Annotated in this window: 26 protein-coding genes and 2 rRNA genes (1 of these 28 running past the window's edge); 27 read left to right on the top strand and 1 reads right to left on the bottom strand. The window is 36.7% G+C overall.

Going from position 1 to position 25,924, the window contains the following annotated elements:
- From ACUN0F_RS03090 to rsmI, 11 genes are all read left to right on the top strand, one after another.
- A 23S ribosomal RNA gene (locus tag ACUN0F_RS03090) occupies positions 1 to 1,680 on the top strand (it extends 1,242 nt beyond the left edge of the window).
- Between the two features lie 49 nt (positions 1,681 to 1,729).
- Positions 1,730 to 1,845 (top strand): 5S ribosomal RNA (gene rrf / locus ACUN0F_RS03085).
- 190 nt (positions 1,846 to 2,035) lie between these two features.
- A complete protein-coding gene (locus ACUN0F_RS03080; RefSeq protein ID WP_000647291.1) occupies positions 2,036 to 2,215 on the top strand; it encodes a sigma factor G inhibitor Gin in 180 nt (59 codons plus the stop codon).
- A 72-nt stretch (positions 2,216 to 2,287) separates the two neighbouring features.
- Positions 2,288 to 3,709: an aminotransferase class I/II-fold pyridoxal phosphate-dependent enzyme gene (locus tag ACUN0F_RS03075; protein ID WP_264463102.1), complete on the top strand. Its 1,422-nt coding sequence runs from the start codon at positions 2,288 to 2,290 to the stop codon at positions 3,707 to 3,709.
- Position 3,710: 1 nt separating this feature from the next.
- Positions 3,711 to 4,337, top strand: coding sequence for a dTMP kinase (tmk, locus tag ACUN0F_RS03070; RefSeq protein ID WP_445539106.1), 627 nt, complete (start codon positions 3,711 to 3,713; stop codon positions 4,335 to 4,337).
- Positions 4,338 to 4,372: 35 nt separating this feature from the next.
- On the top strand, positions 4,373 to 5,356 hold the full coding sequence (gene holB / locus ACUN0F_RS03065) for a DNA polymerase III subunit delta' (protein ID WP_046954526.1): 984 nt from the start codon (positions 4,373 to 4,375) through the stop codon (positions 5,354 to 5,356).
- Positions 5,357 to 5,361: 5 nt separating this feature from the next.
- Entirely contained in the window at positions 5,362 to 6,189 is an 828-nt protein-coding gene (locus tag ACUN0F_RS03060; RefSeq protein ID WP_000272429.1) for a PSP1 domain-containing protein, read from the top strand.
- 14 nt (positions 6,190 to 6,203) lie between these two features.
- Positions 6,204 to 6,557: a DNA replication initiation control protein YabA gene (gene yabA, locus ACUN0F_RS03055; protein ID WP_000412057.1), complete on the top strand. Its 354-nt coding sequence runs from the start codon at positions 6,204 to 6,206 to the stop codon at positions 6,555 to 6,557.
- Between the two features lie 121 nt (positions 6,558 to 6,678).
- Positions 6,679 to 7,419: a tRNA1(Val) (adenine(37)-N6)-methyltransferase gene (locus ACUN0F_RS03050; RefSeq protein WP_088079977.1), complete on the top strand. Its 741-nt coding sequence runs from the start codon at positions 6,679 to 6,681 to the stop codon at positions 7,417 to 7,419.
- Positions 7,406 to 7,696, top strand: a complete 291-nt coding sequence (locus ACUN0F_RS03045) for a GIY-YIG nuclease family protein (RefSeq protein ID WP_000414343.1) — start codon at positions 7,406 to 7,408, stop codon at positions 7,694 to 7,696. Before ACUN0F_RS03050 ends, ACUN0F_RS03045 begins: the two co-directional genes overlap by 14 nt.
- Positions 7,665 to 8,540 carry a 16S rRNA (cytidine(1402)-2'-O)-methyltransferase gene (rsmI, locus tag ACUN0F_RS03040; RefSeq protein ID WP_000267812.1) on the top strand — a complete coding sequence of 292 codons (876 nt, stop codon included), beginning with the start codon at positions 7,665 to 7,667 and terminating at the stop codon, positions 8,538 to 8,540. Before ACUN0F_RS03045 ends, rsmI begins: the two co-directional genes overlap by 32 nt.
- A gap of 20 nt (positions 8,541 to 8,560) precedes the next feature.
- On the opposite strand, the gene ACUN0F_RS03035 is transcribed toward rsmI, so the two are convergent.
- Positions 8,561 to 8,845 (bottom strand): AbrB/MazE/SpoVT family DNA-binding domain-containing protein, encoded by a 285-nt coding sequence (locus tag ACUN0F_RS03035; RefSeq protein WP_000843039.1) that lies wholly within the window; start codon positions 8,843 to 8,845, stop codon positions 8,561 to 8,563.
- Between the two features lie 521 nt (positions 8,846 to 9,366).
- On the opposite strand from ACUN0F_RS03035, the gene metG reads away from it, so the two are divergent.
- The 16 genes from metG (at position 9,367) to mfd (ending at position 25,807) form a co-directional block, all read left to right on the top strand.
- Positions 9,367 to 11,349, top strand: coding sequence for a methionine--tRNA ligase (metG, locus tag ACUN0F_RS03030; protein ID WP_149293679.1), 1,983 nt, complete (start codon positions 9,367 to 9,369; stop codon positions 11,347 to 11,349).
- A gap of 165 nt (positions 11,350 to 11,514) precedes the next feature.
- A complete protein-coding gene (locus ACUN0F_RS03025; protein WP_000895836.1) occupies positions 11,515 to 12,282 on the top strand; it encodes a TatD family hydrolase in 768 nt (255 codons plus the stop codon).
- 194 nt (positions 12,283 to 12,476) lie between these two features.
- Positions 12,477 to 13,034, top strand: coding sequence for a ribonuclease M5 (rnmV, locus tag ACUN0F_RS03020; RefSeq protein ID WP_000692830.1), 558 nt, complete (start codon positions 12,477 to 12,479; stop codon positions 13,032 to 13,034).
- Positions 13,031 to 13,909, top strand: a complete 879-nt coding sequence (rsmA, locus tag ACUN0F_RS03015; RefSeq protein ID WP_264463103.1) for a 16S rRNA (adenine(1518)-N(6)/adenine(1519)-N(6))-dimethyltransferase RsmA — start codon at positions 13,031 to 13,033, stop codon at positions 13,907 to 13,909. The genes rnmV and rsmA overlap by 4 nt, the downstream gene beginning before the upstream one ends.
- Positions 13,910 to 14,019: 110 nt before the next feature.
- Positions 14,020 to 14,883, top strand: a complete 864-nt coding sequence (gene yabG, locus ACUN0F_RS03010) for a sporulation peptidase YabG (protein ID WP_000242870.1) — start codon at positions 14,020 to 14,022, stop codon at positions 14,881 to 14,883.
- 238 nt (positions 14,884 to 15,121) lie between these two features.
- Entirely contained in the window at positions 15,122 to 15,382 is a 261-nt protein-coding gene (veg, locus tag ACUN0F_RS03005) for a biofilm formation stimulator Veg (RefSeq protein ID WP_000044349.1), read from the top strand.
- A gap of 91 nt (positions 15,383 to 15,473) precedes the next feature.
- Complete coding sequence (sspF, locus tag ACUN0F_RS03000) at positions 15,474 to 15,653, top strand: acid-soluble spore protein SspF (RefSeq protein WP_001985066.1); 180 nt, start codon at positions 15,474 to 15,476, stop codon at positions 15,651 to 15,653.
- 196 nt (positions 15,654 to 15,849) lie between these two features.
- Positions 15,850 to 16,719 (top strand): 4-(cytidine 5'-diphospho)-2-C-methyl-D-erythritol kinase, encoded by an 870-nt coding sequence (ispE, locus tag ACUN0F_RS02995; RefSeq protein ID WP_264463104.1) that lies wholly within the window; start codon positions 15,850 to 15,852, stop codon positions 16,717 to 16,719.
- 54 nt (positions 16,720 to 16,773) lie between these two features.
- Complete coding sequence (purR, locus tag ACUN0F_RS02990; RefSeq protein ID WP_264463105.1) at positions 16,774 to 17,622, top strand: pur operon repressor; 849 nt, start codon at positions 16,774 to 16,776, stop codon at positions 17,620 to 17,622.
- A gap of 124 nt (positions 17,623 to 17,746) precedes the next feature.
- Entirely contained in the window at positions 17,747 to 18,121 is a 375-nt protein-coding gene (locus ACUN0F_RS02985; RefSeq protein WP_000869826.1) for a RidA family protein, read from the top strand.
- 152 nt (positions 18,122 to 18,273) lie between these two features.
- Complete coding sequence (spoVG, locus tag ACUN0F_RS02980; protein WP_000454042.1) at positions 18,274 to 18,567, top strand: septation regulator SpoVG; 294 nt, start codon at positions 18,274 to 18,276, stop codon at positions 18,565 to 18,567.
- A gap of 324 nt (positions 18,568 to 18,891) precedes the next feature.
- Complete coding sequence (glmU, locus tag ACUN0F_RS02975; RefSeq protein ID WP_000071045.1) at positions 18,892 to 20,271, top strand: bifunctional UDP-N-acetylglucosamine diphosphorylase/glucosamine-1-phosphate N-acetyltransferase GlmU; 1,380 nt, start codon at positions 18,892 to 18,894, stop codon at positions 20,269 to 20,271.
- 18 nt (positions 20,272 to 20,289) lie between these two features.
- A complete protein-coding gene (locus ACUN0F_RS02970) occupies positions 20,290 to 21,243 on the top strand; it encodes a ribose-phosphate diphosphokinase (protein WP_000107420.1) in 954 nt (317 codons plus the stop codon).
- A 72-nt stretch (positions 21,244 to 21,315) separates the two neighbouring features.
- A complete protein-coding gene (gene pth / locus ACUN0F_RS02965) occupies positions 21,316 to 21,876 on the top strand; it encodes an aminoacyl-tRNA hydrolase (protein ID WP_078183735.1) in 561 nt (186 codons plus the stop codon).
- A gap of 70 nt (positions 21,877 to 21,946) precedes the next feature.
- Positions 21,947 to 22,171, top strand: a complete 225-nt coding sequence (locus ACUN0F_RS02960) for an anti-sigma-F factor Fin family protein (RefSeq protein ID WP_000399441.1) — start codon at positions 21,947 to 21,949, stop codon at positions 22,169 to 22,171.
- Positions 22,172 to 22,276: 105 nt separating this feature from the next.
- Positions 22,277 to 25,807, top strand: a complete 3,531-nt coding sequence (gene mfd / locus ACUN0F_RS02955; protein WP_000579706.1) for a transcription-repair coupling factor — start codon at positions 22,277 to 22,279, stop codon at positions 25,805 to 25,807.
- The last annotated feature ends 117 nt before the right edge of the window (positions 25,808 to 25,924 follow it).

Here is a 25,924-nt window from a genome sequence, read left to right as displayed (position 1 = left end):
TTCTAAGTGCAGTGAAGTCAGACCGGAAGGACTGGTGGAGCGTTTAGAAGTGAGAATGCCGGTATGAGTAGCGAAAGACGGGTGAGAATCCCGTCCACCGAATGCCTAAGGTTTCCTGAGGAAGGCTCGTCCGCTCAGGGTTAGTCAGGACCTAAGCCGAGGCCGACAGGCGTAGGCGATGGACAACAGGTTGATATTCCTGTACCACCTCTTTATCGTTTGAGCAATGGAGGGACGCAGAAGGATAGAAGAAGCGTGCGATTGGTTGTGCACGTCCAAGCAGTTAGGCTGATAAGTAGGCAAATCCGCTTATCGTGAAGGCTGAGCTGTGATGGGGAAGCTCCTTATGGAGCGAAGTCTTTGATTCCCCGCTGCCAAGAAAAGCTTCTAGCGAGATAAAAGGTGCCTGTACCGCAAACCGACACAGGTAGGCGAGGAGAGAATCCTAAGGTGTGCGAGAGAACTCTGGTTAAGGAACTCGGCAAAATGACCCCGTAACTTCGGGAGAAGGGGTGCTTTCTTAACGGAAAGCCGCAGTGAATAGGCCCAAGCGACTGTTTAGCAAAAACACAGGTCTCTGCGAAGCCGTAAGGCGAAGTATAGGGGCTGACACCTGCCCGGTGCTGGAAGGTTAAGGAGAGGGGTTAGCGTAAGCGAAGCTCTGAACTGAAGCCCCAGTAAACGGCGGCCGTAACTATAACGGTCCTAAGGTAGCGAAATTCCTTGTCGGGTAAGTTCCGACCCGCACGAAAGGTGTAACGATTTGGGCACTGTCTCAACCAGAGACTCGGTGAAATTATAGTACCTGTGAAGATGCAGGTTACCCGCGACAGGACGGAAAGACCCCGTGGAGCTTTACTGTAGCCTGATATTGAATTTTGGTACAGTTTGTACAGGATAGGCGGGAGCCATTGAAACCGGAGCGCTAGCTTCGGTGGAGGCGCTGGTGGGATACCGCCCTGACTGTATTGAAATTCTAACCTACGGGTCTTATCGACCCGGGAGACAGTGTCAGGTGGGCAGTTTGACTGGGGCGGTCGCCTCCTAAAGTGTAACGGAGGCGCCCAAAGGTTCCCTCAGAATGGTTGGAAATCATTCGTAGAGTGCAAAGGCATAAGGGAGCTTGACTGCGAGACCTACAAGTCGAGCAGGGACGAAAGTCGGGCTTAGTGATCCGGTGGTTCCGCATGGAAGGGCCATCGCTCAACGGATAAAAGCTACCCCGGGGATAACAGGCTTATCTCCCCCAAGAGTCCACATCGACGGGGAGGTTTGGCACCTCGATGTCGGCTCATCGCATCCTGGGGCTGTAGTCGGTCCCAAGGGTTGGGCTGTTCGCCCATTAAAGCGGTACGCGAGCTGGGTTCAGAACGTCGTGAGACAGTTCGGTCCCTATCCGTCGTGGGCGTAGGAAATTTGAGAGGAGCTGTCCTTAGTACGAGAGGACCGGGATGGACGCACCGCTGGTGTACCAGTTGTTCTGCCAAGGGCATAGCTGGGTAGCTATGTGCGGAAGGGATAAGTGCTGAAAGCATCTAAGCATGAAGCCCCCCTCAAGATGAGATTTCCCATAGCGTAAGCTAGTAAGATCCCTGAAAGATGATCAGGTTGATAGGTTCGAGGTGGAAGCATGGTGACATGTGGAGCTGACGAATACTAATAGATCGAGGACTTAACCATATAATATGAAGCAAATGTTATCTAGTTTTGAAGGAATATGCCTTCATAGTTTGGTGATGATGGCAGAGAGGTCACACCCGTTCCCATACCGAACACGGAAGTTAAGCTCTCTAGCGCCGATGGTAGTTGGGACCTTGTCCCTGTGAGAGTAGGACGTCGCCAAGCAACTAAAAACACAAGTCTTTTGACTTGTGTTTTTTTCTGTTTTCAAACAGTACGAAAAAAGAAGTAATGGTAATACAAACACGTTGCCCAAGGGTTAATCATATTATATAAGAGGTGGATGTATATTTTTCTGTAAATTGTTAAGGAATAGAAGTATAAAATATGTCCATTTAAATAGGGAGGGAAGGTTATGAAAGCACAAAATGAAGTTTGTATTGTTTGTGAGACAGAAAGAAAAGAAGGGATATATGTTTATAATAATTTAATATGTTATGAATGTGAAAAGGATATGGTGAATACGGAGACAAATGATCCGAAGTATATATATTATTTAAAACAGCTTCGGAAATTAGAAGTATCATATTTTTAAATAGGCATATGCCTATTATTTTTTTTGTTCTGTATAATAGAGGAAGAATGAAATAATAAGGAAGAGATATAGATGAATCAAAATCGCATACCTTTATATGAGGCATTAACAGAGTTTAAAGAAAGAGGGCCGTTATCCTTTCATGTTCCAGGTCATAAAAATGGTTTAAACTTCCCTCAGGAAGCTGTAGGGGAGTTTAAAGATATACTATCTATCGATGTAACTGAGTTGTCAGGGTTAGATGATTTACATAGTCCGTTTGAATGTATAGATGAGGCACAACAGTTATTAGCTGATGTATATGAAGTGAAAAAAAGTTATTTTTTAATTAATGGTTCAACAGTAGGGAACCTAGCAATGATTTTGTCTTGTTGTGGGGAACATGATATTGTTCTTGTACAAAGAAATTGTCATAAATCAATTATTAATGGTTTAAAATTAGCGGGCGCAAATCCAATTTTTTTAGATCCATGGATTGATGAAGCTTATAATGTACCAGTGGGAATTCATGATGAAATTATTAAGGAAGCAATTGAAAAATATCCAAATGCTAAAGCACTCATTTTAACGCATCCTAATTATTATGGTATGGGAATGGATCTGGAGGCAAGCATCGCTTATGCACATGCACATAAAATCCCCGTTTTAGTAGATGAAGCACATGGAGCCCATTTTTGTTTAGGAGGGGCATTTCCAAAGTCAGCATTAGCATATGGTGCAGATATTGTAGTTCATTCTGCACATAAAACATTACCCGCGATGACGATGGGGTCCTATTTACATATAAATAGTCGCTTAGTGAAAGAAGAAAAAGTTTCTACCTATTTAAGTATGCTACAATCTAGTAGTCCATCGTATCCAATTATGACTTCTCTTGATATTGCACGCTTTACAATAGCACGTATAAAAGAAAAGGGACATGATGAAATAGTCGAGTTTTTACGGGGATTTAAAGACGAATTGTGTTCTATTCCACAAATAGCTATTTTACAGTATCCATTACAAGACCATTTAAAGGTTACTGTACAGACACGTTGTCAGTTATCAGGGTACGAATTACAGTCTGTATTTGAAAAGGTCGGTATATATACAGAAATGGCGGATCCGTATAATGTCCTATTTATTTTGCCCTTGCAAGTAAATAAGGAGTATATGAAGGCTATAGAGATGATCCGAGGGGCATTGCGATATTATGAGGTGAAAGACAAGAAGGAATCTATTCGTTATACTTATAAAGGAGAATTTTCTCCTTTACCGTATACATATAAACAACTGGAAGGATATGAAACAAAAGTAGTATCTGTAGAAGAAGCAGTTGGGATGATAGCGGCAGAAATGGTAATTCCGTACCCACCTGGAATTCCATTGATTATGTATGGAGAAAGAATTACTTCAGAACATAAAGAGCAAATTATGTATTTAGAGCAATCAGGCGCTCGTTTTCAAGGTAGCACGAAATATATGAAAGTGTATGATATAGAAAGTAGGTTTTAGGATGAAGGGATTATTTGTAACAATTGAAGGTCCAGAAGGTTCGGGTAAAACAACGTTAATTAAAAGTTTATTGCCGTACTTTGAACAAAAAGAACAAAAGGTAATGGCGACGAGAGAACCAGGTGGCATTGCAATTTCAGAGGATATTAGAACAATTTTACATAAACAAGAATATACGATGATGGAAGCACGTACAGAGGCGCTTCTGTATGCTGCTGCACGTAGACAACATTTGGTGGAAAAGGTTATGCCAGCACTTAACGAGGACTACCTTGTATTATGTGATCGTTTTATAGATAGCTCTTTAGCGTATCAAGGATATGCAAGAGGGTTAGGTATGGATAAAGTATTTGAAATAAATCGTTTCGCAACAGAGGACTGTATGCCTAGTTTAACGATTTACCTAGACATTGAACCAGAGATTGGTTTAGCTCGCATTGAAAAAGATGCAGGACGTGAAGTAAATCGATTAGATATGGAAGATATCTCTTTCCATGAACGTGTCCGTGAAGGATATTTACAAGTTGTAGAACGTTTCTCAGATCGTATTGTATTGGTAAATGCTGATCAACCAATGGAAAAACTTATAGAAGAAGTTGTTCAGATTATAGAAGATAAATTGTTATAATAGAAGGAAAGAATGAAATAAGTGAGGTATGCATTATGACGAAGACGTGGGAGCAGCTTTCTGCTATACAACCCATCGGTGTAAAAATGTTGATGAATAGCATTGCAAAAGAGCGTATATCCCACGCTTACTTGTTAGAGGGAGGGAAAGGGACTGGAAAGTTTGCAACGGCAATTCAAATGGCAAAGAGCTTCCTCTGTTCTGGGCGGAATGGGGTAGAGCCTTGTCACGTATGTACAAATTGTAAGCGAATTGATTCAGGTAACCACCCTAACTTACATATTGTAAAACCAGACGGATTATCTATTAAGAAACAGCAAATTCATGATTTACAAGAAGAGTTTTCAAAAACAGGATTAGAAGCAAATAAAAAAGTATATATTATTGAGCACGCAGATCGTATGACAGCAAATGCAGCGAATACACTTTTAAAATTTTTAGAAGAACCAAGTAGTGATACAACAGCTATTTTACTTACTGAACAAAGTCATCAAATTTTAAATACGATTTTATCTCGCTGTCAAGTTGTTACATTTAGACCGTTACCTACGGAATCTTTAATTAGAAGATTACAGGATGAAGGTATTACGGCATCTTTATCGACACTTGCTGCGCAACTCACGAATAGTTTTGATGAAGCTTTAGCTTTATGTAGTGATGAATGGTTTGCACAAGCACGAGCTTTAGTGATAAAATTATGTGAAGCGCTCGAAAAGGATAAAGCCTCTATTTTTTTTGTACAAGAAAAATGGGGGAAACACTTTAGAGAGAAAGAACAATTACAGCAAGGTTTAGATATGTTGCTCCTTATTTATAAGGATTTATTATATGTTCAACTTGGAGAAGAAGATCGTCTTGTTTTTCATGAGCAGAAAGAGATGTTTGAATCTTTCTCCTATGCTCAGAAGCGCATTGTATCAGCTCTCTTTAATATATTAGAGGCAAAAAATAGAATCAACGCTAATGTAAATGCGCAGCTTGTGTTCGAACAGTTAGTGTTGCGGTTGCAGGAGGGATGACCGTTTTGTATGATGTAGTAGGTGTTCGCTTTAAGAAGGCCGGAAAGGTGTATTACTTCGATCCGAATCAGTTCGATATCTCTGAAAATGAGTTTGTAATTGTAGAAACAGTAAGAGGTATTGAGTACGGAAAAGTAGTTATTACCAAAAAGCAAGTTGATGAAAACGACGTTGTATTACCGCTAAAAAAGGTTATTCGTATTGCAAATGAAAATGATCGTACCATTGTTGAAGAGAACAAACATGCTGCAAAAGAAGCATATCAAGTTTGTCAGCAAAAGGTAGTAGAGCATAATCTTGATATGAAACTTGTAGATGTAGAGTATACGTTCGATCGCAATAAGATTATTTTCTACTTTACTGCGGATGGTCGGATTGATTTCCGCGAACTAGTGAAGGACTTAGCGGCAATTTTTAGGACAAGAATTGAACTAAGACAAATTGGTGTTCGTGATGAAGCGAAGATGCTTGGTGGTATTGGTCCGTGTGGTCGTATGCTTTGTTGTTCTACTTTTTTAGGAGATTTTGAACCTGTATCCATTAAGATGGCAAAGGATCAAAATTTATCATTAAATCCTGCAAAAATCTCTGGTTTATGTGGTCGCTTAATGTGTTGCTTAAAATATGAGAATGATGAATATGAGGCAGCAAAGGAACAACTTCCTGATTTAGATCAACGTATACAAACCCCGCATGGTACTGGCCGTGTTATCGGATTAAATATTTTAGAAAGATTAATTCAAGTGGAACTAGTAGACAAGGAACGGATAGTAGAATATACGTTAGATGAGTTAGTGAATAAAGGGGTCGTTTCGAGTCAAACCACAGATTAATGAGGTGGGTGCTTGTGGAGAAAAAAGATATTTTTGCATCGGTTTCTAGTATGGAAGAGCAAATTGGACATTTATACAAACAGTTGGGAGAATTAAAACAACATCTTGCAGAGTTGTTGGAAGAGAACCAACATATAAAAATGGAAAATGAAAATTTGCGACACCGCTTTGAAGAAGTGCAGATTAAGGAAAAACAAAAAACTCAAAAACGTAAAGAAGTGAAGCCGAAGACAACTGATATTGGCGAAGGCTACGATAATTTAGCAAGGCTATATCAAGAAGGTTTTCATATTTGTAATCTGCATTATGGAAGTGTACGTAAAGAGGGAGATTGTTTATTCTGCCTGTCATTTTTAAATAAAAAGTGAAATTACCTTTCCAATGATAATTGGAAAGGTAATTTTTTATACATGAGAGTAGAATGAAATATGTTTTTTTATTAGTAGAAGATGAAATAGGGTAGGTTAAGTGTAAGAAAAGGAGTAACATATGAATTTATATGAAGATGAACGTTTAGATTACTTATTAGCGCAAGATATGAAGATTGTACAAAGCCCATCAGTATTCAATTTCTCGTTAGATGCTGTTTTACTTGCAGACTTTGCTTGGGTGCCGATTCAAAAAGGTAATGTACTTGATCTGTGTACAGGTAACGCAGTTGTCCCCCTTTTATTAAGTACAAGAACAAAGGGAAACATTACAGGTGTAGAAATTCAAGAACGTTTATATGATATGGGAATCAGAAGCGTTCAATACAATAAGTTAGAAGAAAGAATTCACTTAATACATGGGGATTTGAAAGATATGCCGGAGAAACTTGGACGTCATCAATATGATGTAGTTACATGTAATCCCCCTTATTTTCAAACACCTGCAACTTCTGAGAAAAATATGAATGAACATTTAGCGATAGCTCGCCATGAAATTATGTGTACATTAGAGGATGTTGTATCTGCAAGTAGTCAGTTAGTAAAGCAAGGTGGGAAAGTAGCATTTGTACATCGTCCAGGTCGTTTGCTAGATATTGTTACATTAATGCGTAAATACAAAATTGAACCAAAGCGTGTACGATTTGTTTATCCTAAGGCAGGGAAAGAAGCGAATACATTGTTAATTGAAGGAATTAAAGATGGAAACGCAGATTTGAAAATATTGCCCCCTCTTTTTGTATATGAAGCAAATAATGAATATACAAAGGAGATTCGTTCAATTTTATATGGAGAAGAATAAGCATTGTTTTTATGTAGTAGAGTGCTCTGACGGAAGTTATTATGCTGGATATACAAATCATATAGAGAAGCGGATTCAGACCCATAATAGTGGAAAAGGGGCTAGGTATACGCGTGCTAGACTTCCTGTTGTTTTAAAATACATAGAATTTCATGAAGATAAGCGTACAGCTATGCAAGCAGAGTATTATTTTAAGCAGTTAAATAGAAAACAAAAAGAAGAATATATGCAAAAAGGAGAACGCTATGTGGCAACAAAAAAGCTTTCAACAAAATGAAAAGGGAGTTTTATATTTAGTACCAACTCCTATTGGAAATTTAGAAGATATGACATTTCGTGCAATCCGAATTTTAAAAGAAGCTGATTTAATTGCTGCTGAAGATACGAGACAAACGAAAAAACTTTGTAATTATTTCGAAATTGAAACCCCCGTTATGAGTTACCATGAGCATAATAAGGAAGTAAGTGGTAAGAAAATATTAGGGAAGTTAGACGAAGGAAAGACTGTAGCACTTGTTAGTGATGCTGGTATGCCTTGTATTTCCGATCCAGGTTACGATATTGTTGTAGAGGCTGTAGCAGAACAGTATCATGTAATCCCGCTTCCTGGGGCAAATGCAGCCCTTACAGCATTAATTGCATCAGGTCTTGAAACAAAACAATTTTATTTCTATGGATTTTTACAAAGAAATAAAAAAGAAAGAAAAATGGAGTTAGAGAAGCTTCGTTATGTACAAACTACAATGATGTTTTATGAAGCGCCCCATCGTTTAGATGATACTTTAATCTCGATGCAAGAAGTGTTGGGAAATAGAGAAATTGTATTATGTCGAGAGTTAACGAAAAAATTTGAGGAATTTATTCGTGGAACAGTTGAGGAAGCAATTGAGTGGACGAAACAAAATGAAGTTCGTGGCGAGTTTTGTATTTTAGTAGCTGGTTCAACGGAAGAACCTACCCCGGAAGAACAATGGTGGGAATCTATTTCGGTATATGATCATATTGAACATTATATAAACGAAAAAGGTATGAATTCAAAAGAGGCAATAAAAACAGTCGCTAAAGATCGAGATTTGTCAAAACGCGATGTATATCAAATCTATCATGTCGATAAAAAATAAGCTTCTCATAATTGAGAAGCTTATTTTGCTGTTTCGATATAATCTTGAAGTTCGTTTAAGATTCGCTCAGCGCCTTCTTTGCTTAAGATAATTTTACCTTCAGCTAAAGATAGGTTACCATCAGATACTTCACCAGTTACTTGGCAAGTCATGTTTGGTTTATATTTTTTTAAGATGATTTTCTCGTCATCAACGTAGATTTCAAGAGCATCCTTTTCTGCAATACCTAAAGTACGGCGTAATTCGATTGGAATTACTACACGACCTAATTCATCAACTTTACGAACGATACCAGTAGATTTCATAATTCTTTTCCTCCTAAAGAAATAGTTTATAAGTTTCGAGTCTATTTTCTAGATTCGTCATTTTTCGACAAAATACCCTATGGACATATGATACCAATCATTTACATTTCCGTCAATTCTTTAATTCTATATTTTTTAAAAAGATTTATAGATTTCTTACTTCTTATATATAATAGAATGAGAGTAATTTCTACTATTATTTCACTTTATTTTCAGAAAAATTTATAGATTGTAAGTAAGAACTGTATATTTTCTTGAAATATGAGCAATAGATGATAAAGATATTAAGTATTAACTCGTTTTTATCCCGCTATTTGCCAGGCAATAAGATTCTAAATTTAAAATTTGGCTGGAGCAAAGAAGTTAAGTTTGAGTCGGATTGCTCGTAAAAGCCTGATTGGTGCGGGCTAATAATCCGCGGGAGTGAACAAAACCCCCACAGATTAAAGTTTCACTTTATATATAAGTTTTTGATATACTATTTATAAATACATATGAGGTTATCCGGGAGGTCCAAAACAATGACAGAGGAAAATAAGTCCTTTTATATTACTACCCCAATTTATTATCCAAGTGGAAAATTACACATTGGACATGCTTATACAACAGTAGCAGGAGATGCGATGGCACGATATAAGCGTATGCAAGGATACAATGTTCATTATTTAACAGGAACTGATGAGCATGGACAGAAGATCCAAAAGAAAGCAGAAGAATTAAATGTTACACCACAAGCATATGTGGATAACATTGTTGCAGGAATTAAAGATCTTTGGGAGAAAATGGATATCTCTTATGATGATTTTATTCGTACAACTGAAGATCGTCATAAAGATGTTGTTGAAAAAATCTTCAAGCAACTAGTAGATCAAGGTGATATTTATCTTGATGAATATGAAGGTTGGTATTCTGTACAAGATGAGACATTCTATACAGAGCATCAATTAGTAGATCCAATTATGGAAGGTGAAAAAGTAGTTGGAGGAAAAAGCCCAGATAGTGGTCATGATGTAGAACTTGTTCGTGAAGAATCGTATTTCTTTAGAATGGGTAAATATGTCGACAGACTATTAAAATTCTATGAAGATAATCCACATTTCATTCAGCCAGAGTCTCGTAAGAATGAGATGATTAATAACTTCATTAAACCAGGCCTAGAAGATTTAGCTGTTTCTCGTACTTCATTTGACTGGGGAGTTCGTGTTCCAGGTAACCCGAAACACGTTATTTACGTATGGGTTGACGCATTATCTAACTACATTACAGCATTAGGTTATGGAACAGAAAATGAAGAGATGTATAAGAAATTCTGGCCAGCTGATGTACATTTAGTTGGAAAAGAAATCGTTCGTTTCCATACAATTTATTGGCCAATCATTTTAATGGCATTAGATTTACCTCTTCCGAAAAAAATCTTTGCTCATGGTTGGATTTTAATGAAAGATGGAAAGATGAGTAAGTCAAAAGGAAACGTAGTAGATCCAGTTACTTTAATCGATCGTTACGGATTAGATGCATTACGTTATTACTTACTTCGTGAAGTTCCATTCGGATCTGATGGCGTATTCACACCAGAAGGATTTGTGGAGCGCATTAATTTCGATTTAGCAAATGACTTAGGTAACTTATTAAATCGTACAGTAGCTATGATTGATAAGTACTTTAACGGAGAAATCCCTGCATTTAAAGCAAATGTAACGGAATTCGATGAAACGTTAGTAACGTTTGCAAAAGATACATTGAAAAAAGTAGAAGAGGCAATGGAGAATATGGAATTCTCTGTAGCGCTAAGTTCAATTTGGCAATTGGTTAGCCGTGCAAATAAATATATTGATGAAACACAACCGTGGGTATTAGCGAAAGATGAGAATGATCGTGAAAAATTAGCTTCTGTAATGGCTCACTTAGCAGAGGTGCTCCGTCAAACAGGTATTATGCTTATGCCGTTCCTAACAGTAGCACCAAGTAAGATGTTTGCTCAGCTTGGACTTACTGAAGAGGCACATAAATCTTGGGAAAGCCTATCTACAATTGGCTGTATTCCAGCTGGAACAAAAGTAGAAAAAGGAAACCCGATTTTCCCGCGTTTAGAAATGGAAGTAGAAGTAGGGTACATTAAAGAACAAATGAAAAGCTCCGCTCCTAAAGTAGAAGAGAAAAAAGAAGAAGAACCGAAAGCAGAAGAAATTACAATTGATGATTTCTTTAAAGTAGAATTACGCGTAGCTGAAGTACTATCAGCTGAACCTGTGAAAAAAGCAGATAAGTTGTTAAAAATTCAGCTGGATTTAGGTACAGAAAAGCGTCAAGTTGTTTCAGGAATTGCAAAATTCTATTCGCCGGAAGACCTAAAAGGTAAAAAGGTTATTTGTGTAACAAACTTAAAACCTGTAAAATTACGCGGTGAATTATCACAAGGTATGATTTTAGCGGGTGAAGAGAATGGCGTATTATCATTAGCATCAATCGACCAAAATCTACCAAACGGTACAAAGATCAAGTAATTAAGACAAGAAAAGAGATGTTTCACGTGTAACATGTGTGAAGCGTCTTTTTTCTTTTTACACTCTCTATTTTTGCATTAAAATTATAGTATTGTTATCGTTAAGTTATTAAAGAGCTTATTTTTTAGAATAAACTTGATTTCAATATAAAAGGAGTTATGTATTATGTTGTTTGATACACATTCACATTTGAATGCAGAGCAATTTGAAGAAGATTTGCAAGAGGTTATTGCACGAATGAAAGAAGCGGGAGTTACCTATACAGTTGTTGTTGGTTTTGATGAAGTAACGATAAAAAAGGCGATTGAATTAGCTGAAACTTATGATTTTATTTACGCTGCAGTTGGATGGCATCCAGTTGATGCAATTGACATGACAGAAGAACATCTAGCTTGGTTAGAAGAACTTGCTTCTCATCCTAAAGTCGTTGCACTTGGAGAGATGGGATTAGATTATCATTGGGATAAGTCTCCAAAAGAAATACAGAAGGAAGTATTCCGTAAACAAATTGCATTAGCCAAAAAGGTGAAATTGCCGATTATTATACATAACCGCGATGCAACTCAAGATATTGTTGATATTCTAGAAGAAGAGAATGCAGCTGAAGTGGGAGGCATTATGCATTGCTTTAGCGGCAGCGTAGAAGTAGCAGAGCGATGTGTTGATATGAACTTTTTAATTTCGTTAGGCGGACCAGTTACATTTAAAAATGCTAAGAAGCCGAAAGAAGTTGCTGTGGAGATTCCATTAGAGAAATTGTTGATAGAGACAGATTGTCCATATTTAACACCACATCCATTTCGAGGAAAACGAAATGAACCGAGTTATGTAAAACTCGTAGCAGAAGAAATTGCGAATTTAAAAGGAATTTCTTATGAGGAAGTAGCAGAAATAACAACAAAAAATGCAAAAGCTTTATTTGGTGTTGAATAAAAAGGAGTGGGAGAACCCATTCTTTTTTATTTTTGTGAAAAAATAAGGGCGAATGAGGAAGTGTTACAATAAGAAGAGAGAACAAAGTTTGGGACATTCTATTTTTTAAAATGTAAGAATGGGGAAAATAATAATGGAAAAGTCGTCATTTTTTTGTTTTACTAAGTAGAGACGAAACGAGTGTGGAGGCAAGCATGAAAATTAAAGAGATTATCGTTGTAGAAGGTAAAGATGATACAGTTGCGATTAAGCGTGCTGTTGATGCGGATACAATTGAAACGAACGGTTCAGCAATCGGTGATCATGTTATTGAGCAAGTTAAATTAGCGCTGCAAAAACGGGGCGTTATTATTTTCACAGATCCGGATTATCCTGGAGAGCGTATTCGAAAAATTATTTCTGATAAGGTGCCTGGATGTAAACATGCTTTTTTACCGAAGGAAGAAGCACTTGCCAAAAGGAAAAAGGGTGTCGGGATTGAACATGCTTCTAATGAATCAATTCGCCGTGCTTTAGAGAATATACATGAAGAAATGGAAGCTTACACAAGTGAAATTAGTTGGAGCGATTTAGTCGATGCAGGCTTAGTGGGCGGAGAAATGGCAAAGAGTCGCAGAGAAAGAATGGGTAAGCTATTAAAGATTGGTTATACAAACGCAAAACAGTTACATAAACGTTTACAAATGTTTCAAGTTTCAAAAGAATCGTTTGCAGAAGCTTATAAGCAAGTCATACAGGAGGAAAGAAAATGAAGGATATCGCAACGCCAAATCGTACGAAAGACATTGTTGAAAAGTATGGATTTTCATTCAAAAAAAGTTTAGGACAAAATTTTTTAATTGATACGAATGTATTAAATCGTATTGTCGATCACGCTGAAATTTGTTCAGAAAGTGGTGCAATTGAAATTGGACCAGGTATCGGTGCGTTAACAGAACAATTAGCGAAGCGTGCTAAAAAAGTAGTAGCTTTTGAAATTGATCAGAGGTTATTACCGATTTTAGATGAGACGTTAGCTCCATATAGCAACGTTACAGTTATAAATAAAGACGTACTAAAGGCAGATGTACATGAGGTGTTTAGTGAGCAATTTGAGGAAGGGCAAGATGTAATGGTAGTAGCGAACTTACCGTACTATATTACAACGCCAATTTTATTTAAATTGTTGGAAGAGAAATTACCGGTTCGTGGATTTGTTGTTATGATGCAAAAAGAAGTTGGAGATCGTTTAGCTGCTAAACCTGGAACGAAAGAGTATGGTTCTTTATCCATTGCTATTCAGTATTATACAGAGGTAGAAACAGTTATGACTGTACCACGTACAGTGTTTGTGCCACAACCAAATGTTGATTCTGCGATTATTCGTCTCCTAAAGCGCCCGAAACCAGTTGTAGAAGTAACAGATGAGGCATTCTTCTTTGAAGTAGTACGAGCAAGTTTTGCACAGCGTCGTAAAACTTTAATGAATAATTTATCAAATAATTTAAATGGTTTCCCGAAAGATAAAGAGCTGTTGGATCGAATTTTAACAGAAATAGGAATTGATCCAAAACGAAGAGGCGAAACGCTATCTATCGAGGAGTTTGCAACATTAAGTAATGCATTAGTTCTTCATAAATTGTCATAAGAATAGAAAAGGGACAGTTCAACTTGAACTGTCCCTTTTGTCACCTTTCCTCTCCTACATTCATACTTTAAAAACAGGTAAGATGGCCTAACGAGTTTGGAGGTAGGAGAATGGTTTTACATGTTGGAGAATTAGTGGAACGATATTCTCATAATAGGGATATCCTTTTTCGTATTATAGAAATAAAAGGCGAGATAGCTATATTATTTGGAGAGGAAATTAGACTGGTGGCAGATGCGCCACTTGAAGATTTAATTAGTATAGATCAACGAGAGCATAAAAAAAGAGCGAAGCGTGAGAAAGAAACGATGGAGCGTACGTATCGTTTGTTTCAACAAGATTATGTATTAATGAAACAAAGGCATGAACACACTTCAACGGGTGGATATACAAGTGAGGTGAATTATTTTCAAATGCCAGGACGTGTATTGCATATAGATGGGGACCCGTTATATTTGCGCAAGTGCTTAGACTTATATAATAAAATTGGTGTTCCTGTACAAGGTATTCATTGTAAAGAAACAGAGATGCATGAAAAGGTAGTAGATTTAATAGATCATTTTCGTCCAGACATTTTAGTTATTACGGGGCACGATGCATATACAAAATCAAAAGGGGTAAAGGGAGATTTAGCAGCATATAGGCATTCAAGGCATTTTGTACAGGCTGTTCGAGAAGTGAGAAAAAAATATCCATCATTGGATCAACTCGTTATTTTTGCTGGGGCATGCCAATCACACTTTGAAGCATTAATTCGAGCAGGTGCTAACTTTGCTAGTTCACCATCTAGAATTAATATTCACGCACTAGATCCTGTATATGTGGTTGGTAAAATTAGTTTTACGTCATTTATGGAAAGAGTAAATGTATGGGATGTTGTACGTAATACGATTACCGGCGAAAAGGGACTTGGCGGGATTGAGACGAGGGGGATTTTACGAACTGGATTACCCTTTCAACATTATGAAGAATAAGCAAGGTACATATGTATCTTGCTTTTTTGTATGGGAAGGATTTAAATCAGCTTGGATAAAAAGAGACAAGAACGCGCAGACTACATAATGATACTTTTACAATATAGTATTTCTTCTATCTATTTGAACGCATGATGCTTTTATAATGATATTGTCTGTGAGTTGCGGTTAATAATTGGGATAGATATATCGTGTTTTAAGTGTTCAATCTAAATTACAGCGAGGTGTAACGAAGTATATGTCAAAACGTTTAGATGAAATTAAAAGCGAATTAGATCACCATCTTGGACAGAGACTGATGTTAAAGGCAAATAGTGGGAGAAGAAAAACAGTAGAACAATCAGGTGTACTTGCAGAAACGTACCGTTCTGTTTTTGTTGTACAATTGGATCAGCAAGAAGATGCGTTGCAACGTGTATCATATAGCTATGCGGATGTTTTAACAGAGACAGTAGAGTTAACGTTTTATGGTGAACCTCATAATGAAGTGATTTTATAATTCATGTATCGTTACATATATTCCCACAAATGAAAAGCTATATTATTTTGCATACTAATTATACCGTAGCAAAATAAGGAGGGACTCTGCATTGAGTAGACGAAGAGGTGTCATGTCAAATCAATTTAAAGAAGAGCTTGCAAAAGAGCTAGGCTTTTATGATGTTGTTCAGAAAGAAGGCTGGGGCGGAATTCGTGCGAAAGATGCTGGTAACATGGTGAAACGTGCTATAGAAATTGCAGAACAGCAATTAATGAAACAAAACCAGTAGTTGTAAGATACTTTCTATGCTACGGTAGCCGAGGAGTGATTCCTCGGCTTTTTGTACTCGAAAAGGTGCCATCATTTTACATAAGTAGTTTCATTCTGAATGCTTTTCGTTATAATTAGGGAAGTGTCATCGTCTTACTATAAATTTATGGTAAAATAAACGATAAAAGATTGAGTACATAGAGTGGGTGAATAGATTGAAGCTACTAGTGAAAGCACCAGCAAAGATTAATCTGTCGTTAGATGTACTGGGAAAAAGACAAGACGGATATCATGAAGTGAAAATGATTATGACAACAATTGATTTAGCGGATCGTTTAGAACTAATGGAATTAGCAGAAGACCGTATTGAAATTTTATCCCATAATCGGTATGTCCCAGACGACCAAAGAAATTTAGCTTATCAAGCAGCGAAATTATTAAAAGAGAAGTTTAATGTGAAAAAAGGCGTATCTATTACTATTGAAAAAACGATTCCAGTAGCAGCTGGATTAGCAGGTGGAAGTAGTGATGCAGCAGCGACATTACGTGGCCTTAATAAATTATGGAATTTAGGGCTTACAATTGATCAGTTAGCAGAGCTTGGCGCAAAAATCGGATCAGATGTATCGTTTTGTGTATATGGTGGGACAGCAATTGCCACTGGAAGAGGAGAGCAAATTGAGCACATAAAAACTCCACCTTCTTGTTGGGTTATTTTAGCAAAACCCCATATTGGTGTATCTACTGCTGATGTGTATGGAAATTTAAAGTTAAATCGAGTTACACATCCAAATGTAGATAAAATGGTTAACGTCATAAATGCTGGGGACTACAAAGGGATTTGTGATGCTGTTGGTAATGTTTTAGAAGATGTAACGTTTGCGATGCATCCTGAAGTTGCACGTATTAAGGCACAGATGAAGCGATTTGGGGCGGATGCCGTATTAATGAGTGGAAGTGGCCCAACCGTATTTGGTCTTGTGCACCATGATTCGCGAATGCATCGTATATATAACGGATTAAAAGGATTTTGTGAACAAGTATACGCAGTACGTTTATTAGGAGAGCGAGAAACGCTTGAATAAAGACGTATAATACGTTATGATTTGTTTAGAATATTCGTGATTTGAGGTGAGAGTATGAAAATTAGACGAAGTACAAGATTAGTCGATATGACGTATTACTTGTTACAAAACCCTCGTCAGCTAGTTTCTCTCACTTTTTTTGCTGAAAGGTATCAATCAGCTAAGTCTTCCATTAGTGAAGATTTAGTTATTATTAAGCAAACGTTTGAACAACAAGGGGTCGGCACATTGCAAACGGTACCAGGAGCAGCAGGAGGAGTGAAATATATACCATATATAAGTGAGGAAGAGGCAGATCTAATTATTGGTGAGCTTTGTAGCTTATTTGAAAATACAGATCGTATTTTGCCTGGTGGTTATTTATATATGACAGATCTTTTAAGTAATCCTCGCCATATTAATGGCGCAGGTCGTTTGTTTGCTTCTGTTTTTGCTAGGCAACCAATTGATGCGGTTATGACGGTGGCAACGAAGGGGATTCCACTTGCTTATGCGGTGGCAAATTACTTAGATGTACCGGTAGTAATTGCAAGGAAAGATAATAAGGTAACAGAAGGCCCAACTGTTAGTATTAACTATGTATCAGGTTCTTCTAAGCGAATTCAAACAATGACGTTAGCAAAGCGTAGCCTTCCAGAGGGATCAAATGTTTTAATTATTGATGACTTCATGAAAGCCGGCGGGACAATTCAAGGTATGATGAGTATGTTAGAAGAGTTTAAGGCTAATGTTGTTGGTATTGGTGTATTAGTAGAATCCACGGATATTGAAGAACGACTAATTAATAATTTTGTATCATTAATTCGTCTATCAGAAGTTGATGTGAAAGAAAAAGCGATTCAAGTGGAAAAGGGAAATTATTCACTGGCACCATTTGATGAAGGGCTTGTAGAGGCTGAGTAAAAAGGTAAAGCAGATCGCTTTATCTTTTTTTTATTCTATTTATAAATTATAAAATAGATGGACAAACTGCTTTTCGTGCACTATTTTTAAAGAGTAAAAATAAATAATAAAAGGGTGAAAAAATATGAAAGTTGTTCAAACAAGCAATGCACCACAAGCAATTGGACCATATTCACAAGGGATTATTGTAAATAATATGTTTTACAGTTCAGGACAAATTCCGTTAACTGCAAGTGGAGAGCTTGTAGCAGGAGACGTGACAGTACAAACAGAGCAAGTATTTCAAAATTTACAAGCGGTATTAGAAGAAGCAGGTGCTTCATTTGATACAGTAGTAAAAACAACAGTATTCTTAAAAGATATGGATGATTTTAATGCTGTTAATGAAGTATACGGCTCTTATTTCTCTACTCATAAGCCAGCTCGTTCTTGTGTACAAGTAGCAAAATTACCGAAAGATGTTTCAATTGAAATCGAAGTAATTGCCCTAGTTAAGTAATCTTTTGTAAGCGATAACCTCCACTAATCTCTATATTCAATTACATTAAAAATTTTTATCTTAAAAATTTTTAAAAAATTAAAGGGAAAATAGAAATTTTGTGGAATTTATACAAATATATCGCTTATTTAGAAAAGGGTGGTGAACACAAGATGGAAGTGACTGACGTAAGATTACGCCGCGTAAACACAGAAGGCCGCATGAGAGCAATTGCCTCTATTACTCTAGACCATGAATTTGTTGTTCATGATATTCGTGTAATTGATGGTAATAATGGATTATTTGTAGCAATGCCAAGTAAACGTACTCCAGATGGAGAATTCCGTGACATTGCACATCCAATTAATTCTAATACACGCTCTAAAATTCAAGATGCGGTTTTAACAGAGTATCATCGTTTAGGCGAGTTAGAAGAGGTTGAGTTTGAAGAAGCGGGTGCTTCGTAAAATTCGAATGAAAAGGGCTTTTTAAAGAAATCCCTATAATTTTGCAACAAACTCCTGTAAGCATTTACAGGAGTTTGTTTTTTTGTGTGGTTTTATCTATTTTTTGTACGGAAAATTCTGAATTTATTAAAGTGAAGAGGAAAACTTCTAATTTTTTCAAAATCATTTTAAATAGTATAGCTTATTTCTTAAAAAAGATACTAAAGAGTAAAACATCGTATAAGAATTATGGTAAAATTTAATAGTTAAAATGTGTTTCTTGAAATATATGATGATTTAGGATAATATCGTTAATGGATAAATAGGTTGCGATGGAGGGTCTATATGTCAAACAGATTTGCAGTGATTCTAGCTGCAGGCAAAGGCACACGTATGAAGTCTAAGCTATACAAAGTGCTTCATCCTGTATGTGGAAAACCTATGGTACAGCATGTTGTCGATCAAGTAACGCAATTAGGATTGCAGAAACTTGTAACAGTCGTAGGACATGGTGCTGAAATGGTACAAGAACAGCTAGGAAACGTAAGTGAGTTTGCATTACAAGCAGAACAACTTGGTACAGCACACGCTGTCGATCAAGCTGCAAGTGTACTTGCAAATGAAGAAGGAACAACTTTAGTTATTTGTGGTGATACGCCGCTAATAACTGCTGAAACAATGGAGGCATTGCTTCAGCAACATAAAGAAGCAGGGGCAATGGCAACGGTGCTAACAGCTTACATAGAAGAACCTGCTGGATATGGTCGTATCGTTCGTAATGAGAATGGTCATGTTGAAAAGATTGTTGAGCATAAAGATGCCAATGAGAAAGAATTAGCTATTAAAGAAATCAATACAGGTACGTATTGTTTTGATAATAAAGCTTTATTCGCCTCACTTTCTAAAGTTTCAAATGATAACGTACAAGGTGAATATTACCTGCCAGATGTTATTGAGATTTTAAAAAATGAAGGTCATATCGTATCGGCTTATCAAACAGAGCACTTCGATGAAACGTTAGGTGTTAACGACAGAGTCGCTCTATCGCAAGCGGAAATTATTATGAAAAACCGTATCAACCGTAAAAACATGGTAAATGGTGTTACAATTATTGATCCAAGTAACACGTATATTTCTGCTGATGCAATTATCGGTAGTGATACAGTTCTTCATCCAGGAACAATTATTGAGGGGAATACTGTAATTGGTTCTGATTGTGAAATTGGACCGCACACAGTAATTCGCGATAGTGAAATTGGAGATCGTACGACAATTCGACAATCTACTGTACATGATAGTAAACTTGGTACAGAAGTATCGGTTGGTCCATTTGCACATATTCGCCCAGATTCAGTTATTGGAGATGAAGTACGCGTTGGAAACTTCGTGGAAATCAAAAAAACTGTTTTTGGTAATAGAAGTAAAGCTTCACACTTAAGTTATATCGGGGATGCACAAGTTGGAGAAGACGTGAATCTTGGTTGTGGTTCAATTACGGTGAACTATGACGGTAAGAATAAATTCAAAACTGTGATTGGTAACGGGGTATTTATTGGATGTAATTCAAACCTTGTCGCTCCTGTAACAGTTGAAGATGGTGCTTATGTGGCAGCAGGCTCTACAATTACAGAGAATGTTCCATCAAAAGCATTATCTGTAGCACGTGCACGTCAAGTTAACAAAGAAGACTATGTTGATCAATTGCTGAATAAGAAAAAATCATAATGTGGAGGGTTAATCTAGATGTCGACTCAATATCTAAATTCTAATTTGAAAGTATTCTCTTTAAACTCTAATAAGGAACTTGCTGAGCAAATTGCAAAGCACATTGGAGTAGGACTAGGAAAATGTTCTGTTGATCGTTTTAGTGATGGAGAAGTTCAAATTAACATTGAAGAAAGTATCCGTGGTTGCGATGTATTCATTATTCAATCTACAAGCTTCCCAGTAAACGAACATATCATGGAATTACTTATTATGATCGATGCATTAAAACGTGCATCTGCAAAAACAATTAATATTGTTATTCCTTACTATGGTTATGCGCGTCAAGACCGTAAAGCGCGTTCTCGTGAACCAATTACATCGAAACTTGTAGCAAACTTGCTTGAAACAGCAGGTGCAACTCGTGTAATCACTCTAGATTTACATGCTCCACAAATTCAAGGGTTCTTTGATATCCCAATCGACCACCTAATGGGTGTACCGATTCTTTCAGATTACTTTGAAACAAAAGGTCTTAAAGATATCGTAATCGTGTCACCTGACCACGGTGGGGTAACTCGTGCTAGAAAAATGGCAGATCGCCTAAAAGCACCAATCGCTATTATTGATAAGCGTCGTCCTCGTCCGAACGTATCAGAGGTAATGAACATTATCGGTAATATTGAAGGTAAAACAGCAATTTTAATTGATGACATCATTGATACAGCTGGTACAATTACATTAGCAGCAAACGCTCTTGTTGAGAACGGTGCTTCTGAAGTATATGCTTGCTGTACACACCCAGTATTATCTGGTCCAGCAATTGAGCGTATCCAAAACTCAAATATTAAAGAGTTAGTTGTAACAAACTCTATCGTATTACCAGAAGAGAAGAAAATCGACAAAGTACATGAACTTTCAGTTGCTCCACTAATCGGAGAAGCAATCATTCGTGTATACGAAGAAGAATCTGTAAGTGTATTATTCAATTAATTGGATAGAATGAGACGTAACCAAGATTGGTTACGTCTTTTCGTATCGAAAAAAGAAAGTAGTGGTACAAGAATGAAATTGATAGTAGGACTTGGGAACCCGGGTAGAGAATATGAATTAACAAGGCATAATATTGGATTTATGGCGATTGATGAACTTGCGAAGCGTTGGAATATTTCTTTGAATGAACAAAAATTTAAAGGAATATTTGGTGCAGGATTTGTTAATGGAGAAAAAGTAATCTTATTAAAGCCACTTACATATATGAATTTATCTGGGGAAAGTATTCGACCACTCATGGATTACTATAAAATTGATGTTGAGGACTTCGTTGTTCTGTACGATGATTTAGACATCCCTGTAGGTAAATTACGCCTTCGTATGAAAGGTAGTGCTGGTGGACATAATGGTGTGAAATCAACAATTTCACATTTAGGAACACAAGAGTTTCAACGTATCCGCATGGGAATTGATCGTCCGAAAAATGGCATGAAGGTAGTAGATTACGTATTAGGACGTTTTACATCGGAAGAAATTCCTGATGTGAGTCATTCTATTGAAAAAGCAGCGGATGCATGTGAAGAATGGTTAAATAAACCTTTTCTTCAAATCATGAATACCTTCAATAGTTAAGGGTATGATTGGGAATATTTTGTCTTGCTTTTACCCATACTAGTAGTAATTGGATTTTTAGGAGGCTAGTATGGAAGGGTATTATTATTGCAGACATTGCGGGAGTAATGTAGGCTCCGTTACCGCAGAAAAAGTGTATAGCGACGTTTTATTTCAACTAACAGAGCAAGAAGTAGTAGAGATGATTCATTTTCATGAGAATGGAAATATATATATAAAAACGATTTGTGAATCGTGTCAAGAAACGCTCGCATCTTATCCTGAGTATTATGAATATGAAAAATTTCTGCAATAAAATGTTGTCGCTTTGGCATGTCCAAAGCATTTTTCTGTTTTCTTTTTCCAAAATATTTGCATAAAATATAGTGGCTTGCTCTTTATGTTGAGAGGGGTTTTGAAAATGATAGGCTTATTAGAGCAATTTTATAAAAATGAAGAGATCCAATCGGTTATTAATGGATTAGAAGATGGTTTAAAAGAACAACTTGTATCAGGTATGGCAACCTCTTCTCGTTCGTTATTAATGGCGGCCTTATATAAAAAAACAAAAAAATCACAACTTATTGTGACGCATAATTTATATCAAGCACAAAAAGTGCATGAAGATTTAGTGGCGTTACTTGGTGAAAAAGATGTGTGGTTATACCCAGTAAATGAATTGATAGCATCAGAAATTGGTGTTGCAAGCCCAGAATTGAAGGCGCAACGTATTGAAGTATTGAATCGTTTAGCGGCAGGAGAGAACGGGATTATTGTAGCGCCAGTTGCAGGACTACGCAGATTTTTACCAATGAAAGAGTTGTGGAAGCAAAGGCAAATCGAAATCAATCTAGGGCAAGAGATTGATTTAGATACATTCTTGCATACTTTACATCATATTGGTTATGAGCGTAAGTCGATGGTAGAAGCTCCTGGGGAATTCAGTTTGCGCGGGGGAATATTAGATATTTACCCATTAACTGAAGAGTTACCATTTCGTATTGAATTTTTCGATACAGAAGTTGATTCTATTCGATTATTTGATGTGGATGAACAGCGCTCTCAAGATAAAAAAGAAAGTGTTAGATTTGGTCCAGCAACAGAGTTTTTATTTTCACAGGAAGAATTGAAGTCGGGAATTGAGCATCTTGAGGAAGGCTTGACTAAGACGATGCAAAAACTTTCCGATGATAAATTGAAGACTACAGTGCTTGAAACGGTAAGTCATGAAATTGAGATGTTAAAAAACGGGCAAAGTATAGAACAGATGTTTAAATATTTATCTATTTTCTATAAAGAACCTGCTAGTCTGATAGATTATTTACCAGAAGATGGTATTGTGGTTTTAGATGAGATTTCCCGTATTCAAGAAACGGCATCACATCTTGAAACGGAAGAGGCGGAATGGTATATATCACTTCTTGGTGAGGGAACAATTATTCAAGATTTATCTTTCTCACACTCGTTTGAGGAATTTCTTCATCATAAAAAAAGAAGTTTTGTATATTTAACGTTATTCTTACGTCATATAGCACATACACATCCGCAAAACATTGTGAATGTGACATGTAAAACAATGCAAGATTTCCATGGGCAGATGCAGTTGTTGAAAACTGAAATTGATAGATGGAACGAAGGGCATTTTACGACTGTTGTACTCGGCACAGATGATGAACGTGTAAAAAAACTACAACATATTTTAAGTGATTATGATATTGAGGCAGATATCGTAGAGGGCACAGATATATTATTGCCTGGAAGGTTACAAATTGCTGTAGGTGATTTACATGCAGGATTTGAAATGCCGATGCAAAAGCTTGTTGTTATTACTGAAAAAGAGCTTTTTCATAAAAAAGTTAAAAAATCACAACGTAAGCAGAAGTTATCTAATGCTGAACGTATTAAAAGTTATTCGGAATTAAAAGTTGGAGATTATGTAGTTCATGTAAATCATGGTATAGGTAAATTCTTAGGTATCGAGACACTAGAGATTAATGGTGTTCATAAAGATTACTTGAATATTAAATATCAAGGTAATGATAAGTTATACGTTCCAATTGAACAAATTGACCAAGTGCAGAAATATGTAGGATCTGAAGGTAAGGATCCTAAAGTTTATAAATTGGGTGGAAATGATTGGAAAAAGGTCAAAACGAAAGTTGAAAAATCTGTACAAGATATTGCGGATGACCTAATTAAACTATATGCTGAGCGCGAAGCTTCGAAGGGTTATGCATATACACCAGATACGGCAGAACAACAAGAATTTGAATCTTCTTTCCCATATCAAGAGACAGAGGATCAATTACGTTCTATTGACGAGATTAAGAAAGATATGGAACGTGGACGTCCGATGGATAGGCTTCTCTGTGGTGATGTAGGATATGGAAAGACGGAAGTAGCTATCCGTGCGGCATTTAAGGCAATTATGGATGAAAAACAAGTTGCAATTTTAGTGCCAACAACGATCCTTGCACAACAACACTATGAAACAATTCGAGAGCGTTTTCAAGATTATCCAATCAACATAGGATTATTAAGTAGATTCCGTACGAGAAAACAGCAAAATGAAACAATTAAAGGCTTAAAAGATGGTACGGTAGATATCGTAATCGGAACGCATCGTATTTTATCTAAAGATGTTACTTATAAAGATTTAGGTCTTCTTATTATTGATGAAGAACAAAGGTTTGGTGTAACACATAAAGAAAAAATTAAACAATTAAAAGCAAATGTTGACGTGTTAACATTAACGGCAACTCCGATTCCGCGTACACTCCATATGTCTATGCTTGGTGTGCGTGACTTATCTGTTATTGAGACACCACCAGAAAATCGTTTCCCAGTCCAAACGTATGTAGTAGAGTATAATCCAGCGTTAATGCGAGAAGCGATAGAACGAGAGCTTGCAAGAGGTGGGCAAATTTACTTCCTATATAATCGTGTGGAGGATATCGAAAGAAAAGCAGATGAAATTTCGATGTTAGTTCCAGACGCGCGTGTAACGTATGCACATGGGAAAATGAACGAAGGTGAATTAGAGTCTGTTATGCTATCGTTTTTAGAAGGGCAGCATGATGTTCTTGTAAGTACAACAATTATTGAGACGGGTGTAGATATTCCGAATGTAAATACGTTAATTGTATTTGATGCAGATCGTATGGGATTATCGCAGTTGTATCAGCTTCGTGGTCGTGTTGGACGTTCTAATCGTGTTGCATATGCATACTTTGCATACAAACGAGATAAAGTGTTATCAGAAGTTGCAGAGAAGCGTCTGCAAGCCATTAAAGAGTTCACAGAGCTTGGATCAGGTTTCAAAATTGCGATGAGAGACTTATCCATTCGTGGTGCAGGTAACTTGTTAGGAGCCGAACAGCATGGATTTATTGATTCTGTCGGATTTGATCTATATTCTCAAATGTTAAAAGATGCAATTGAACAGCGTAGAGGAACAGATGGGGTTGAAAATACAGTTAATGTTGAAATTGATTTAGAAGTAGATGCATATTTACCAGATGCTTATATTTCAGATAGTAAACAAAAGATTATGATGTATAAACAGTTTAGAGGTGTTTCTGCAATTGAGGATATTGAAGAGTTGCAGGAAGAGATGATAGATAGATTTGGTGATTACCCGCAAGAAGTTGGTTACTTATTGCAAATTGCAAATATTAAAGTATTGGCAATGAAAGAACAAATTGAGTTAATTAAGCAAAATAAATTTGAAGTGACAATTCTGTTCTCAGAACAAGCAAGTCAAAATATTGATGGTGGAAAATTATTCATGCTTGGAAATAGTTTTGGACGTATGATTGGTCTAGGAATGGAAGGATCGCAATTGAAAATCGTTATGAAAACAAATGGCTTAGAGACATCGAAGTGGTTAACAATTGCTGAAAATTTATTAAAAGGCCTACCAGATGTAAAAAAAGAAGTCATAAATGCCTAATATAAGATAAAAAAATACAATTCGGCGTGCATAGAAGAACTAATGTGTAAAATACTATGTCTAACAGTTGGTGATTTTTACATGAACAGGTAAATTCACCACTTTGATCATCAGTAG

This window comes from Bacillus sp. 1A (assembly GCF_052682215.1).
The sequence above is the reverse complement of the archived record's forward strand: the minus strand, read 5'-3'. Positions and strand labels throughout refer to the sequence as shown.